Below are 15,405 nucleotides of genomic sequence, written 5' to 3'. Positions count from 1 at the left end.
ATGCTAATTGATTACCTCCATTCGACCCCTCGGTGCTGGCGCGCCTTCTCCATGTAGTGGGTGGAGGTGTGCTCCAGGATGAGGCGGTCGTCGTCGTTCAGTTCCCTTACGACGCGCGCGGGGGCTCCCGCGACGAGAACTCCGGAGGGGAATTTCTTGCCGGGGGTGACGAGGGCGCCGGCGGCGACGAGGGTGTGGGCGCCGATGCGGGCGCCGTTGAGGACGATCGCGCCGATCCCGATGAGCGCGCCGGTCTCGACGTGCGCGCCGTGCACCATCGCCTTGTGGCCGAGGGAGACGCGGTCTTCGAGGATCGCGGGCGAGCCCGGGTCGGAGTGCATGCAGCTGAGGTCCTGGATGTTCACGCCGTCGCCGACGATGACGGCCTCCTCGTCGGCGCGCAGGACCGTCCCGTACCAGACGCTCGCGTCCGCGCCGAGGCTGACTTTTCCGACGACGACCGCGCCCGGCGCGATCCAAGCTGTCGGGTGGATTTCCGGCTCATATGCGCCCAGTGCGCCCAAGAACGTCATGAGCCGTATTGTGTCTGGTTCGGGGTGCGGACCCCGACGGCGACCCGCAATTCACGCGAGTACCGGCGTTTCGGTTGCGCGAACAGGTCAGACCGGACCAGAGTCAGCCTTGAAGCCTGTACTGAAGCCAGTATCAGGGGTCACCCCAGCGCCCCTAACCGAACCGACACCAGCAGATTCCCCGGTCACGGGGCCGACCGCCTGAGGCATCATGAGCAACGAAGCAGAGATCCTTCCGAATCTTCTCCGGGACGAGCAGTTCGAGATCGTGATGCGGGGCTACAACCGCCGTCAGGTCGACGAGATGATCACCCGGTACCAGAACCAGATCCGCGACCTCGAGGCGCGCCTCCAGCGTTCGCTGGACGACGTCGAGCGCACCCGCCGGGAGATGGTCGAGGTCCGCGAGGCCCGCAAGCCCACCGGTGACGACCTGAGCGACCGGCTCCGCCAGATCATCAACCTGGCCGAGGACGAGGCCAAGGAGAAGATCGCCCAGGCCGAGGACACCGGCAAGCAGATCCGCGAGGCCGCCGACAAGGACTCCAAGCGCATCATCGACGACGCCCGAGGCCAGGCCGAGCGGGACGTCGCCACCGCGCAGGACAAGGCGGGGCAGGTGCTCAACGCGGCGAAGAACGAGTCGGAGAAGGTGCTGACGGCCGCGAAGCACGAGGCCGAGCAGACCGTCACCAGCGCCCGGCTCGAGGCCGAGCGCACCCTCACGCAGGCCGAGCGCCGCTCCACGGTCATCAACGAGGACGCGACCGAGCGGCTGAACCACGTCACCAAGAACCACTCGCAGGCGCTCCAGCGGCTGACCGAGATCAGCCACACCCTCAGCGCGCTGCTGCGCGCCGAGAACGAGGCGGGTCCGCTGGAGAAGATGGTGGACGACGCGGTCGCCAAGCCGGTCCGCAAGCCCGCCCCGGCCCGTCCCGCCGTGTCCGCCGCGCCCGCGCCGGAGCCCCGGCCGACCCAGACCGCGCCGCTGCCGCCGGTCCAGGCCGAGCCCGTCGAGCAGGTGAAGCCGCTCGCGGCCCCGTCGGCCTCCGCGGTGTCGGCCACGCCGCCCGCGTCGGTGTCGGCCTCCGCGCCGTCGCTCTACAAGGACGAGGACGAGCTGCGCCCGTCGCCGCTGACGAGCCCGCTCTCGAACGACCTCGGCATCTGACCGGTGCTCCGCTAGCCGGACGCCGCTCTACCAGTCGCGCCGCCGGCCCTCCTTGAGGGTCGAGCGGCGCTTCTTGCTTTCCAGCCGCCGCTCGACCGCGCCGCGCGAGGGCCGGGTGGCCTTACGGCGCTTGGGCGGCGGGGCGAGGGCGGTGCGCAGCAGTTCGGTGAGGCGGTCGCGGGCGGCCTCGCGGTTGCGCAGCTGGGAGCGGAACTCCTCGGCCCGGATGGTCACCGTGCCGTCGACGAGGCGGCCGGCGAGGCGGCGCAGCGCGCGGTCGCGCAGGGACTGCGGCAGCGACGGCGACCCGGCGACGTCGAAGGTCAGCTCGGCCGCGGTGGACGAGGTGTTGACGTGCTGGCCACCTGGGCCGGAGGAACGCGAGAAGCGCCAGCTCAGCTCCGCCTCGGGGAGCTCCACCGAGACGTCGCGCGTGACCTCGATGAGGAGGGGACCGTTGGCGGACATGACCCCATTATCGGAAACTCCCGGGACGCGCGCGACGCATTAAACCGTGGGCCACTGGAAGTACTGCAAGTACTTACTTACACTCGACCCATGAGCGAACCCGGTCTCTTCAAGGACGGCGACGTCATCCGGCGCGTCACGCAGGAGGGCATCCTCCTGCTGGGCGGAGGCGTGGCCTCCATCCTCCAGACGTCCCACCCCGGAGTGGGCCAGGGCGTCCACGACCACAGTTACACGTTCGACAACCCGTTGCTACGGCTGCGCGGCACCATGGAGTGGCTGACCGCCGTCCACTTCGGGACACGCGAGGAGGCCGAGCGCGTCAGCGCCTTCGTCGGCAAGATGCACGACAAGGTGAACGGTCCCGGCTACGACGCCCAGGACCCTGACCTCAAGGTCTGGGTGGGCGCCACGCTCTTCGACGTCTCCGCGCGGCTCTACCAGGCCCTCTTCGGCCGCCTCCCGGAGGCCGAGCTCGAGGAGTACTACCAGCAGACCCGGATCTACGCCCAGATCCTCGGCGCGCCCGCCGAGCTCCAGCCCGCCGACCTCGCGGAGTTCCGGGCCTACTACCGGGCGAAGGTCAAGGAGTTCGAGCTGACCCCGGCGTCCAAGGAGGTCGCCCGGCTCGTGCTGTATCCGAAGGCCCCGTGGTACCGCCGTCCTGCGCTCGTGGCGGTCCGGTTGGCTTCCGCGGGCCTCATGCCGGAACCCCTGCGGAGTGCTTACGGCTGGGCCTGGTCGCCCGCGCGCGAACGCCGCTTCCTCGTCCTGATCAACGTGCTCAGGCTGGTCTATCCCCGGTTGCCGCTGTCGCTTCGCACGGCGCCCCGGGAGATGTTCCTGACCTCGCTGCGGCACCGGCTCGCCAAGGCCGAGCGGGGAAGGCCGCGCAAGAAGATCCGCTCGGCCGACGCGGCCTGAGCCCCGGCGGGGAAGACCGGCAAAGGGAAGGGCCGGGCCCGCGCGTCGAACGACGGGGATCTACGACGCGCGGGTCGGCCCGGATGACGACGGGATCGGAAGCTCCACCCCCCAGTGGCCCCCGATCCCGTCGGTCTCGGTGGCGTCAGTCGGTGACCGACGCCGAGCTTGTGATGATCTGGTCCGTGACCGTCCTGACCAGTTCCGCCGGAATGGCGAACCCGACGCCGATGCTCCCGGCCTCGGTGCCCGTCGTGGCGATCGCGGTGTTGATCCCGACGATCGCGCCGGTGCCGTCGGCGAGCGCGCCGCCGGAGTTGCCCGGGTTGATCGCGGCGTCGGTCTGGATCGCGTTCTGGATGACGGCTCCCCCGGTCTCCTGGACCGCCCGGTTCAGCGCGCTGACGATGCCCGCGGTGACCGAGCCGTCGAGCCCGAGCGGGCTGCCGATGGCCACCACGGTGTCGCCGGCGGCCAGGTTGCGGCTGTCGCCGAGCGTCGCCGGGACCACCTGGCCTACGCGGGACGCCTTGATGACGGCCAGGTCGTTGTCGGCGCTGGTGCCGACGACCCTGGCGGGCGAGGTCTTCCCGTCGCTGAACTTGACGGTGATCCCGGTGGCGTCGGCGACGACGTGGTCGTTGGTGACGATCATCCCGTCGGCCCGCAGCACCACGCCGGAGCCGGTCGCCTGCGCGCCCGGCGAGTTCGCGGTGATCGACACGACGGAAGGCTGCACGTTCGCGGCGATCTCACTGATCGTGGTGTGCGCGGCGACCCCGTTCGCGACGGTCACGGCGGTCGTGCCCCCGGTGATCGACATCGCGCCGACGGCGCCCGCGGCCCCTCCGGCGAGGGCGAGGGACAGGGCGAGGCCCATGCCCACCAGCGCGCGGCCGGTCCTGGGCCCGCGCCGGGGCCTGACTGGACGCAACCTGTAGCCGACGTGCTGCGGCATCTCCTCGGTCACGTGTCCCCCCGGCCGGCCTGTGCGGAGCCGGACGCGGTTTCGCCCGACACATCACACAATGCGGGGAAAACCTGAAAGATTCCTTAACCAACTGTGGGCGAAGGTAAAGAATTCCGCTCCACTCGGCCCGCGCACCTGACGATCCGATGACCGGAACCGGGTCCCGGCCCGGGAAACGGCGCAGGCCGCGCCCGGGTGGGCACGGCCTGCGGCAGAACCTGCGGAACAGGAGAGGTTACTCTCCGCTCCAGTTCGGCTTGCGCTTCTCGGCGAAGGCCCGGGGGCCCTCCTGCGCGTCCTTGGAGCCGAAGATCGGGTTGGAGATCTCGCCCTGCTTGTCCCACATCTCCGCGGTGGACCACTCGGCGGACTCAACGATGATCTTCTTGGTGGCGGCCAGCGCCAGCGGGGCGTTCTCCGCGATCTTCGCGGCGAGCTCCTTGGCGGTCTCCAGCGCCTTGCCGGGCTCGGCGATCCGGTTGATGAGACCGAAGGCGGCCAACTGCTCCGTGCCGTAGAAGTCGCCCGTCAGGGCCATCTCCATGGCGATGTGGAACGGGATGCGCTTGGGCAGCCGCATGAGGCCACCGGCGGCGGCGACCAGGCCGCGCTTGGGCTCGGGCAGACCGAACTTGGCGGCCGAGGACGCCACGATCATGTCCGCCGACAGCGCGATCTCGCAGCCGCCCGCGAGGGCGTAACCCTCGACCGCCGCGATCAGCGGGGTCGCCGGGGGCTTCTGGACGATGCCCGCGAAGCCCCGCTCGGGGGTGAAGGGCAGCTCGCCGGTCAGGAAGCCCTTGAGGTCCATGCCGGAGCAGAACGTGCCGCCCGCGCCGGTGATGATGCCGACGGCGAGGTCCTTGCGGCTGTCCAGGAGGTCCAGGGCCGCGCCGACGCCCTTGGCCACGTCGCCGTTGATGGCGTTCTTGGCCTCGGGGCGGTTGATGGTGATGACGAGAACGCCACCGTCTTCTTCAACGAGAACTGCGTCGCTCATGTGTGACCCTGCCTCTTACTTCGGCTGGAAGCGGATGCCGCCGTCGAACCGGACGGTCTCGCCGTTCATGTAGTCGTTCTCGATCAGCGCGATCGCGAGGTGCGAGAACTCCGACGCCTTGCCCATGCGCTTGGGGAAGGGGACCGGCGCGTACAGCTTGGCCTTGAACGCCTCGGCGGCCTCGCCCTCACCGTAGATGGGGGTGTCGATGATGCCGGGGCAGATGGTGTTGACGCGCACGCCGATCGCGGAGAGGTCGCGGGCGGCGGGCAGGGTCATCGCCACGATCGCGCCCTTGGAGGCGGAGTAGGCGAGCTGGCCCGTCTGGCCCTCGAGGGCGGCGACGGACGCGGTGTTGATGACGACGCCGCGGGCGCCGTCGGCGTCGGCGGGCTCGGTGGCGCCCATGGCGGCCGCGCCGAGGCGCATCAGGTTGAAGGTGCCGATCAGGTTGATCTGCACGACCTTCTCGAACGAGTCGAGCGGGTGCGGGACGTTGCCCTTGCCGACGGTCCGGGTGGCCCAGCCGATGCCGGCGCTGTTGACCACGACGCGCAGCGGCGCGCCGGTGTCGACGGCGGCCTGGACGGCGGCCTGGACCTGGCCCTCGTCGGTGACGTCCGTCTGGACGAAGACACCGCCGACCTCGTCGGCGAGCGCCTTGCCCTTGGCCTCGTTGAGGTCGGCGATGACGACCTTCGCGCCCTTGGCCGCGAGGTCACGGACGACCGCTTCGCCGAGACCGCTCGCGCCACCGGAGACGACGGCGGAGACTCCGTTCAGTTCCATGAGAGCACCTTACCTGAGGAAACCGAATATCGTTCGGTTGATGTTACCCACTGGTCAGGCCCGAAGAATAGCCACCCCCCACTTACTGCCACCAGGGCGGCCCGGCCAATCCTCGATGACGCCCTCGGCGACCCCTTCGCGAAGCCCCTTCCGGACTCACGCGGGCGGCGTCGGAAGGGTCTCCAGACAGCTCGGCAGCGCGCCCTCCCACGAGCACCACGCGGGCGGGATCACCGGGGTGTACCCGGCCGGGACGCCCCGGTCGGCGATGATCGTCCGGTAGGTCGGCACCGCGTCGGTGGGCCGCCGGACCAGGCCGGGGTCGCCCGCGACGTCGACGGTGTAGAGGCCGAAGCGCGGCCGGTAGGAGCCCCACTCGTAGTTGTCGGTGAGGGACCAGTAGTTGAAGCCCATCATCTTCACGCCGTCGCCGATCGCGCGCTGCACCCAGTACAGGTGGTCGCGCAGGTGGTCCGAGCGCGTGTAGCCGTCGGCGCGCGCCTTGCCGTCATCGGTCGGCATCCCGGCCTCCACGACGTACACCGGCAGGTGCGGAAGCCGCCGCTGGTAGTCGCGCAGGACGTAGTACAGGCCCTCCGGCTCGGCCTTGACCTTCCAGTAGGCGCCGGTGGCGGCGTTGATCGCCGAGAGGTTGAAGACGCTCGCGCCGTAGTAGTAGTCGACGCCGATGAAGTCGAGCTTGTCGGTGACCTGGGTGAACAGGGCCTGGTCGAAGAGCCCGTTGAGCACGTTTCCGTAGGCGATGTTGGTGGACACCATCGCGGCGGGGTCGGCGGCGTGGATGCGGTCGTAGGCGGTCCGGTGGGCCCGCACGAGGTTCTTGCGCATCTTCGGCACGTCGAGCACGGACAGGCTGCCCTCGGTCAGCTCGTGGACGACGTACTGGCTCGCCTCGTTGAAGGTGATCCACACGACGCCCAGCCCTCGGTACCGGTCGGCGACGAAGTCCACGAACCGCAGCCAGTCGTCGGCCGTCGCGGCGTTCGCCCAGCCGCCCTGGTCGGCCACCCAGCCGGGGTGCACCCAGTGGCTGAGGGTGATCATCGGGCGCATGCCCTCGGCCCGGATCGACGCGATCAGGTCGTCGTAGTAGGCGACCTCGGCCCAGTCCCAGGAGCCCTTCACCGGCTCGACCCGCGCCCACTCGACCGACGTGCGGAAGATCCCGACGCCGAGGTCGCCGGCGCGCTCGACGTCCTCCCGGTAGCGGTGCCGGAAGTCGACCGAGTCCCGGTAGGGCTCCTTGTCCTCCGCGTAACGCGTCCAGTTGCTGTCGGGGAAGCTGCCCTCCGACTGGTAGCCCGAGGACGACACCCCCCACAGGAAGTCCGCCGGGAACCGCGGCACCGCGCTGTCCGCGCGGGCGGGCATTCCGACGAGCAGGGAACCGAGCACGACCGCCAACACGCACCACGTCCGACCCACAGCACACCCCTTTCGTGCCCGGAACGTACGACGCCTCCCGTCTCAGGTGAACCCGTCCGGCCACTTCCGGACCCCGTCCGGGACCCTCACGCGGGGGGCACTTCCCCCGACGCTCCGTGCGGAGTACAACTCGGAGTGTGGAGCTGCATCCCGGGGGGAACCTGGATCTGCGGGGCACGACCGTCGACGCGGCGACCTGGGACGCCGTCCGCGCCGCGGCCACCGGACCGGACGGGGTCGTCCGGCTCGGCCGCTGCCGCCTCGATGACGCGCGGCTTGACTGCGCCGACTTCCACGGGGTGGTGTTCGAGGGAGACGTGTCCTTCGACCGCGCCGAGTTCCGCCGCGGCACCGCGTTCCGCGACGCGGTCTTCACCGGGAACGCCGGATTCCACGAGGCGGTGTTCCACCGGGGCGTCAGCTTCGACCACGCGGTCTTCCTGCGGCACGCGGGCTTCACCGGCACCCGGTTCAACGGCGACGCGCTGTTCACCTGCGTGCGCTGGCACACCGACGTGGCCTTCACCGGTGCCTGGTTCGTCGGCGCCGCCGACCTCGACCGGGCCTCCTGCGCCCGCGACGTGCAGGCGCAGGAGACCAGGTTCAGCTCCCCGATCTCGTGGCGCCACGGATCGGTCGAGCGGCATCTGCTGCTGGACCGGGCGGCGTTCCGCGACTGCGCCTGGCTCGGCCCGCTCACCGTCGGGGGCCGGATCAGCCTGAACTCCGCGCGGGCGTCCCGGACGCTGCGGCTCACCGCGACCGCGCCGCAGGTCAGCATCCGCAACGCGATGCTGCACGCGACGACGCTGCGCACCCCCGCCGACCTGTCGCACACCACCGCGACCGAACTGCACCTCCAGGGCGACGGCCCGCTCACCCTCACCGGGACCGTCGCCGACGCGGCCCGGCTGACCGGCGTCGACCTCGGCGCGTGCCTGTTCGAGTCGGCCGAGCTCGCGGAGCTGGCGCTGCGGGACTGCCGGTTCCCGGGCCGCCTCGCAGAGGAGCCCGCGGCGTGGACCGCCGACCTGTACCGCCGGCTCGCCGAGGCGACCGACGACCCCGAGCAGGCGCGCGAGTTCCGGTACCGGGCCGTGGAGATCTACCGGAAGTCCCATCCGTCGCCCTGGTGGCGTTTTCTCCTGGCGGTGTGCCGGGTGACGTCCGGATACGGCCACGATCCCGTCCGGATGCACGTCACCCTCGCGGTGCTGCTCGTGGCCTGCCTGCTGATGGCGGGGCTCGGCATCGAGGAGGGCACCGGCCTGGTGCATCTGGCCCATCCCTGAGCCCGGCGCGAGTGGGTTCAGGGATGGGCTCGAGGACACGCCGGGGCCGTCAGGGGCGGTCCTCCAGGGCCGCCTGGATCGCGGCGAGCCGGTCGGCCAGCAGGCCGAGGGCGCCGACCGCGCGGGCGACGGGGTCGTCCTCGGCCGCGCCCAGCGCGCGGGCCCGCAGGAAAGCGGCCTTGACCTCTTCCCAGCGCCGCTCCTGCTCGGCCGTCAGGGTGCCGCGCAGTTCGGCGAGCTTCAGCAGGTTCGCCTCGGCCCCGGACGTCAGGGTCTGCGCCTCGCCCGCGTAGTGGTCGTCGATGAGCGCGTCGAGCTCGGCGTCGTTCAGCACCGGGACGATCCGCTCGGCCAGCTTGTTCATGTTCCGGTAGGAGCCCTGGAGCTGGAAGCGCGGCTCGGTGCGGCTCGCGTCGGCCTGCGCCGCCGAGGCGATGTAGGCCCGGTTGTTGGCGAGCACCACCCGCTGGACCCGGAGCATCTTGCGCAGGACCGCGAGCACCTGCTCCAGCTCGACCCGCCCGTAGGGGTGGGCGAGCCGGTCGGCGCGGACCTCCGCGTCGCCGGAGGCCATCCGGACGAGCAGCTCGACGTCGGTCCGGTCGCGGGACGACAGCGGCGCGAGCACCGGGTTGGAGGTGAGGGCGTTCTCCACGTAGGAGAGCGCGAAGACCTCGTCGCGGCCGGCGAGCACGTCGCCGAGGTTCCACACGTCGGCCCGGTTGGCGAGCATGTCGGGGATCTTGAAGCGCTGCCCCGACTCGGTGTACGGGTTGCCCGCCATGCAGACGGCGAAGCGCTTGCCGCGCAGGTCGTAGGTCCTGGTACGGCCGTTCCAGACGCCCTCGATGCGGCGCTGGGCGTCGCACAGGGAGATGAACTTCTGCAGCAGCTCGGGTGAGGTGTGCTGGATGTCGTCCAGGTACAGCAGGACGTTGTTGCCCATCTCCAGCGCGAAGTTGATCTTCTCCACCTCCTGCCTGGCGGTGGCGTCGGGGGCGTCCGCCGGGTCGAGCGAGGTGACCTCGTGGCCGAGCGCGGGCCCGTTGACCTTGACGAACACCATCCCGAGGCGGGAGGCGACGTACTCCATCAGGGTCGTCTTGCCGTAGCCGGGCGGGGAGATGAGCAGCAGCATGCCCATCTGGTCGGTGCGCCGGGCCGCGCCCGCGGCGCCGAGCTGCTTGGCGAGGTTGGCGCCGATGAGCGGCAGGTAGACCTCGTCCAGCAGGCGGTTGCGGACGAACGCCGACATGACCTTGGGCTGGAACTCCGACAGCCGCAGCCGCTCCCGCTCGTGTTCCACGAGCTCGTTGCGGCGGCGCTGGTAGGCGCGGAATCCCGGCACCCGCTCTTCGGCGAACCGTCGTGTGCGCGCTAGGAACTCGTCCAGACGCAGGTCAAGGCGGCCGCCCGTGATGCGCGGGTGAGCGCCGAGGAGCCCTTCGACGGCTCCGGAGACGCCCGTCGCGGCGTCGCGCCTCGGCAGGTCGGGGCAGAGCTCCAGGGCGACGGCCTCGGGCAGATCGTCCGCAGGGACGTCCTTGCCTTCGACGTACGCGTGCAGCCACGCCTCGACGAGCTGCTCCCGCTCCCGCAGGCCGGGGAGAGCCGCGAGATCGCGGTCGTAGGCGTCGCGGCGGCCCCCTAGCGTCCGGTGGAAGCCGTCGAGCAGCTCCCGCGCGGCCTTGCCGGTGACGAACGACCCTTCGGCGAGCTCCGCGACGAGGTACTCCCCCGCCTCGTGGGCGTGGTCGCCGCCGATCCGCTCGGCGAGTTCGGCGGCCAGCTCCGCCAGCGCCGGAGCGGCGCCGAACACGGCGCGCGCCCGGCTCAGCGAGGCGGCCCTGACCCGCCAGCCCTCCCGGTCGCCTTCCGCGGCGCGGTGCGCCCAGAACAACTGGGCGGCGGCGCGGGCGGGCGGAGTGAACCTGAGCAGGCCCGCGCCGTCCCGCAGCTCCACCAGGCGCTCCAGGATGAGCGCGGCGTCGTGGTCGTGCACCCCGCGCTCGTAGCCTTCGTCGTACCGTTCGGCCGCGGCCTCACGGACCTTGTCGGCGAGCGCGTCTCCGGCCTTGACCTGGTCCAGGAGGGACCCGGCGAGATATTCGGCCCGGTACACGTCCCCGGTCTCCGACACCATGGACTGCGTCCAGTACGGGCGGGTGTCCTCGAAGCCGGGATCGGCGACGGGCGCCCGGTAGTCCGTGCCCGTCACGGTGAAGGCGAGGCCGCCCTCGTGCGGGACGAGGGTGAGCTCGGTCGGCTGGTCGTCGACGGTGAAGCGGTGCTCGCCGAGCTTGATCGTGTCGCCGTCGAACAGGTCGAGCCTGTCGCGCAGGGCGCGGCCCGCCTCTTGCCGGGCCGCCTTGACCCGGCCGTCCAGCTCGTCGGCCCGGACGGGGTCGCCCAAAGTGCGCAGTTCGGCGGCCGTCGCGTGGAGTTTCGCGACCATGGTGTCGGTCGCGAAAAAGGTGTTGACCTCCTCCAGCGACCCCAGGCCCGCGACCCGCCTGCCGACCCCGCCCAGCACCCGGTCGGCCGAGGCGACAAGCCGGTCGGAGCGTCGTGTCCGCTCGTCGAGCAGGGCCTGTTTACGCGAGGAGAACGCCTCGTAGACGTCCTCGCGTTTCGCCGAGAGCTCGCCGAGGAAGTCATCGAACTCCGCGAAACGCGATTCGAGCGCCTCGATCTGGAGCAGCAGCCTGCCGAGATGCTCGTCGCACGACCGCGGGTCGGCCGCGGCCGCCAGCGCCGCGGTGACCGCCTGGCCGAGCAGCGTGAACTCCGCGGCGAACGCGGCCCTGCCCTCGACCTCGAGCAGGTCCCTGCGGCGGCCCTCGAGGATCGCGCGGGCCCGGTTGACCCCGCCGAGCACCTCGCCGATCCCGGCCAGGACCCCCGTCCGGACCGTCGCGTCCGCGAACTCCAGCGATCCGACGATCTCGGTGACGCCCTCCAGGGCCGTCGCCTGCGCGGTGAGCCTTTCGGCGACCGGCACGGCCTCCGCCACCGTCCCGAGCGCGCCCGCCCGGTCCGCGAGCTCCCGCACCTCGGCGCGGTAGCCGTCGAACGCCTCGGGCCGGCCCAGGAACTCCACCGCCCGCTGTGCGGCCGAGGCGAGATCGTCGGTGAGGCCCGCGGCGAGCGCGTCGAGGCGCTCCCGGTCCACGTGGCGCAGCTCGCGCAGGGTCACCAGGTGGCCTTGCCTGGCGCGGAGCGCGGCGAGGCGGCTTACCCAGTCGTCGGCGCTCGCGGGGGTCTCGCCCCTGACCCTGCGGACGAGCGCGGCGATCTCGGCGGCGGCCTCCTCGACCGCATCGGCGGCCCTGGCCGTCAGCTCCCGAACCGACTCGAACTCCTCGAGCACCTGCGCCGCGGTGGTCCTGACCTCGCCGAGCGGCTCGGCGAGGCCGTGCTCGGCCAGCCAGTGGTGGTGGTCCGCGGCGCTGGCGCAGGCCGCGATCAGCGCCTCGAACACCTGCGTCGTCGGCGTCATCTCCGCGGCCATGCGGGCCACCGACAGGCAGTCGGAGATCCCCCTGACGAGGTCGGCGTTGCCGATCCGCTCCAGCGGGCCCGACCCGACCGGAGCCGCCTCGTCCGGCTTGAAGGGCGTCTCCCAGATCTGCATCGGGTGCGACCTGGCAGGCTCGTCGGAGTCCGCCCGGAAGACGATCAGGGTCCCGTCGTCGAACAGCGAATAGCCGTGGCCGACGATCGGGGCCGCGACCTCCTTGCGGATGACGTTGTAGGGCAGCAGGAGGGTGCGGCCTTCGGCGCGGTTGTGGAAGACGTACATGACGTCCTCCCCGTTGCCCGCCTTGATGAGCCGTTCGAACTCCAGCCCCTCGGTGGCCGTGTCGAACGTCTTCACCACGTCGGTCTCCAGGTAGAAGCCCCCCGGGAAGATGATCCCGTGGTCCTCCGGGAGCCTCCTGCACGCCTGGCCCATGCCGTCCAGCCTGACGACGGTCTTGGTCCGCGTGTTGAAGACGAGGTGCCGGACGACCTCCTCGTTGTAGGGCCGGATGCGCAGAAGGATCAGCGCGCCGACCCTGGCGTAGGAGATGTCCGCGTCGGCGAGGGACTGCAACGGCTCGTCCACGGGCTCGCTGTAGACGCCCTCGCCGGTCTCGGTGTTGTTCTCGATCTTGATGGTGAGGTCGCCGCCGACGGTCTCGACGAACACCTCGCCCTGGACGGAGATGTGCGGGTGGCGGCCCTCGACGTGGTCGGCCCGGGTCGCCCGGGTCCAGGCGAAGTCGAACGCGGGCGGGTAGACGTTGTCGCGCTCGCCCCGGTTGTCCAGGTACGCCCCGTCGGCCGACCAGCGCAGCACCCGCTGGTCGGTGCCGGTCCGGAACACCGCGAGGAGCTTGCCGTCCAGCAGGCGCAGCTGCATGAGCCGGGCATCGCGGTAGTACCGGTACAGATCACCGAAGTCCTTGACGAACCCCGGCTCGGCGAGCAGCGGCAGGTCCACCGGGGCGAAGGCGAACGTGTCGCCGTCCCGGCGGTAGGCGTGCGCGGAGAACACGTCGGCGACCGCGGTCTCCGGCCGCATCCCCACGTACACGTTGTAGCCGAACAGCATCACCCCGCCCACCGCGACGATGTCGCGCGGCACGCAGTGGTTCTCGGTCCGGATCCGCTCGGTCCCCACCAGCCGCAGCTCCGCGCCCCCGAAGACCGCGGTGCGCTGCCCGTTCAGCGCCGCCGCCCGCTCCTTCAGGACGGCGGCCTGGGCCGTCAGCCGGGACCTGAGGACCTCATAGGTCCCGGCGTCGAGTTCCGTCACTTGCCCTTCCCGTTCACCCGCTCCAGGACCTCGCCGACGAGCCCGGTGACGAGCTCGCCGGTGAGCGGCGCGTTCTCCACGAACGCGTCGGCGCTCTTGCCCAGCGAGATCGAGCCGACGAGCTTGTCGAGGAAGACGCTGTCGCCGCCGACGATGTCGATGTCCGCCGACTCCAGGCCCTTGGCGAGCACCTCGGCCTGCGCCTTGGCGACCTCGCGCTGCATCTCGATCCCGGCCAGGCGCAGTTCCTTCTCGGCCTCCAGGGTGAGGCGGAACTCCTCGTGGCCCCGGCTCGCCTCGGTGAGCGCGGCCATCGCCGCGGCCTTCTCGGTGAGGCCCTCGGCCTCGCCCTTCAGCTTCTCGCGCAGCGCGTCGGCCCCGGCCAGCGCGATCTCGCGATCGGCGATCGCCTGCGCCCTGCCGAGCTGCTCGGCGCCCGCGGCCTCGGCCAGCGCCTTCTCCCGCGCGACCTGCGCCTGCGCGAGACCCAGCTTCTCCGCGCCTTCGGCCTCGGCCAGCGCCTTCTCCCTGCGCACCTGGGCCTCCGCGCGGCCCTCGCGCTCGATCGCCTCGGCGCCGCGCTCGCGGACCACCGCGTCGGCGAGGCCCTCGGCGGCGGCGTCGGCCTGCTTGCCCTCGGCCAGGCGGATCATCGCCCGCGCCTCGAGCTCGGCGGCCTGCTGCTTGGACTCGGCGAGGATGATCGCCTCGCGCGCCCTGAACCCGGCGGCGGTCTCGGCGGCCTCGGCGGCCTTGATGTCCTTGACCAGGTTCTCCTGCGCCTCGGCCTCCGCGGCGATGATCGTGGCCTGGCGCATCCGCTCGGCCTCCTCGATCACCCGGACGCGCTTGATGTTCTCCTCCTGCTCGACCACGGTCTTCTCGACCGCGACGCGCTCGCGCACGACCTCGGCGATGTCCCGCTTCTCCACCTCGACCTCGCGGTCCTTGGCGATGGTCGCCAGCTCCGTCGCCCGGTCCCGCGCGACGACCTCCAGCAGCCGGTCCTTCTCGATCCGCTCGGACTCGACCGCCACGACGCGCTTCTTGTTCAGCTCGGCGACCGCGACCTCGCGGAGCCGGTTCTCCTGCTGGACGCCCAGGGACTCCTCGGTCTTGATGGCCGCCGTCTCCGAGCGCAGCCGCTCCTCGGCCCGCACCCGCGCGGTCTCGGCCTCCTCGCGGGCCCGGACGGTCTCGATCTCGCGCCGCTGCCGGATCTCCGCGTCCTCCTTGCGCCGCTCCAGCTCCAGGACCGCCTCACGGGCGTCCACGTCCTGGCGGGTGATCTCCTTCTCCTCGTTGCGCTGGAACTCGTTGGTGCGGATGTGCTCGATCGCGGTCAGTTCGGTGATCTTGCGGATGCCCTGCGCGTCGAGGATGTTGTTGCGGTCGAGCTGGCCGACCGGGGTCTGCTCCAGGTAGTCGATCGCCGCGTCCTCAAGGCTGTAGCCGTTGAGGTCGGTGCCGATGACCTCGATGATCTGGTCGCGGAACTCGTTGCGCATCGTGTAGAGGTCGACGAAGTCGAGCTGCTTGCCGACGGTCTTCAGCGCCTCGGAGAACTTGGCGTTGAACAGCTCCTGGAGGGTCTCCTGCGACGAGGCCCGCGTGGTGCCGATCGCCTGGGCGACCTTCACGACGTCCTCGACGGTCTTGTTCACCCGAACGAAGAAGGTGATCCGAATGTCGGCGCGGATGTTGTCGCGGCAGATCAGCCCTTCCCGTCCGGTCCGGGCGATCTCAATGGTCTTGACCGAGATATCCATGAACTCGGCCTTGTGCAGGACCGGGAGCACCACGGCCCCGGTGAAGGTCACGTCGACCTTCTTGACCTTCGAGACGATCAGCGCCCTGCCCTGCTCCACCTTCCGGAAGAGCCTGCTGATGATGAAGATCATGCCGACGACGATCAGGAGGACGACACCCGCCAGGACGGCGATGCCGGTCGTCACTGTGTCCATATGACTGCCCTTCGCTCAAGGGGGTCCGGCGCGGACCGGCCGGG

Annotated in this window: 11 protein-coding genes; 3 read left to right on the top strand and 8 right to left on the bottom strand. The window is 71.0% G+C overall.

Annotated features, from left to right (window positions below):
• Window positions 1–11 precede the first annotated feature (11 nt).
• A complete protein-coding gene (locus tag EDD29_RS43475) occupies window positions 12–533 on the bottom strand; it encodes a gamma carbonic anhydrase family protein (RefSeq protein WP_123669950.1) in 522 nt (173 codons plus the stop codon).
• A gap of 211 nt (window positions 534–744) precedes the next feature.
• Here EDD29_RS43475 and EDD29_RS43470 point away from each other — a divergent pair, with 211 nt between their 5' ends.
• The gene (locus tag EDD29_RS43470) at window positions 745–1,707 is read left to right on the top strand and encodes a hypothetical protein (protein WP_123669949.1); all 963 of its coding nucleotides are present in this window, start codon (window positions 745–747) and stop codon (window positions 1,705–1,707) included.
• Window positions 1,708–1,734: 27 nt separating this feature from the next.
• Here the strand turns inward: EDD29_RS43470 and arfB are convergent, their stop codons facing one another.
• Window positions 1,735–2,175 (bottom strand): alternative ribosome rescue aminoacyl-tRNA hydrolase ArfB, encoded by a 441-nt coding sequence (gene arfB / locus EDD29_RS43465; protein ID WP_123669948.1) that lies wholly within the window; start codon window positions 2,173–2,175, stop codon window positions 1,735–1,737.
• Between the two features lie 90 nt (window positions 2,176–2,265).
• On the opposite strand from arfB, the gene EDD29_RS43460 reads away from it, so the two are divergent.
• Window positions 2,266–3,099, top strand: coding sequence for an oxygenase MpaB family protein (locus EDD29_RS43460; RefSeq protein WP_123669947.1), 834 nt, complete (start codon window positions 2,266–2,268; stop codon window positions 3,097–3,099).
• 145 nt (window positions 3,100–3,244) lie between these two features.
• Here the strand turns inward: EDD29_RS43460 and EDD29_RS43455 are convergent, their stop codons facing one another.
• The 4 genes from EDD29_RS43455 to EDD29_RS43440 form a co-directional block, all read right to left on the bottom strand.
• Entirely contained in the window at window positions 3,245–4,069 is an 825-nt protein-coding gene (locus tag EDD29_RS43455; RefSeq protein ID WP_246053328.1) for a S1C family serine protease, read from the bottom strand.
• Between the two features lie 235 nt (window positions 4,070–4,304).
• On the bottom strand, window positions 4,305–5,069 hold the full coding sequence (locus EDD29_RS43450; protein WP_123669946.1) for a crotonase/enoyl-CoA hydratase family protein: 765 nt from the start codon (window positions 5,067–5,069) through the stop codon (window positions 4,305–4,307).
• A 15-nt stretch (window positions 5,070–5,084) separates the two neighbouring features.
• On the bottom strand, window positions 5,085–5,858 hold the full coding sequence (locus EDD29_RS43445; RefSeq protein ID WP_123669945.1) for an SDR family oxidoreductase: 774 nt from the start codon (window positions 5,856–5,858) through the stop codon (window positions 5,085–5,087).
• 156 nt (window positions 5,859–6,014) lie between these two features.
• A complete protein-coding gene (locus tag EDD29_RS43440) occupies window positions 6,015–7,304 on the bottom strand; it encodes a glycoside hydrolase family 1 protein (protein ID WP_246053327.1) in 1,290 nt (429 codons plus the stop codon).
• A gap of 137 nt (window positions 7,305–7,441) precedes the next feature.
• On the opposite strand from EDD29_RS43440, the gene EDD29_RS43435 reads away from it, so the two are divergent.
• Window positions 7,442–8,596, top strand: coding sequence for a pentapeptide repeat-containing protein (locus EDD29_RS43435; protein WP_170201810.1), 1,155 nt, complete (start codon window positions 7,442–7,444; stop codon window positions 8,594–8,596).
• 49 nt (window positions 8,597–8,645) lie between these two features.
• On the opposite strand, the gene EDD29_RS43430 is transcribed toward EDD29_RS43435, so the two are convergent.
• Both EDD29_RS43430 and EDD29_RS43425 read right to left on the bottom strand, forming a co-directional pair.
• Window positions 8,646–13,397: a DNA repair ATPase gene (locus EDD29_RS43430; RefSeq protein ID WP_123669943.1), complete on the bottom strand. Its 4,752-nt coding sequence runs from the start codon at window positions 13,395–13,397 to the stop codon at window positions 8,646–8,648.
• Entirely contained in the window at window positions 13,394–15,361 is a 1,968-nt protein-coding gene (locus tag EDD29_RS43425) for a flotillin family protein (protein ID WP_123669942.1), read from the bottom strand. The genes EDD29_RS43430 and EDD29_RS43425 overlap by 4 nt, the downstream gene beginning before the upstream one ends.
• Window positions 15,362–15,405 lie beyond the last annotated feature (44 nt).

The organism is Actinocorallia herbida (genome assembly GCF_003751225.1).
GTDB lineage: Bacteria > Actinomycetota > Actinomycetes > Streptosporangiales > Streptosporangiaceae > Actinocorallia > Actinocorallia herbida.
Note: the sequence above shows the minus strand (reverse complement) of the source record. Positions and strands in the feature narration are given on the sequence as shown.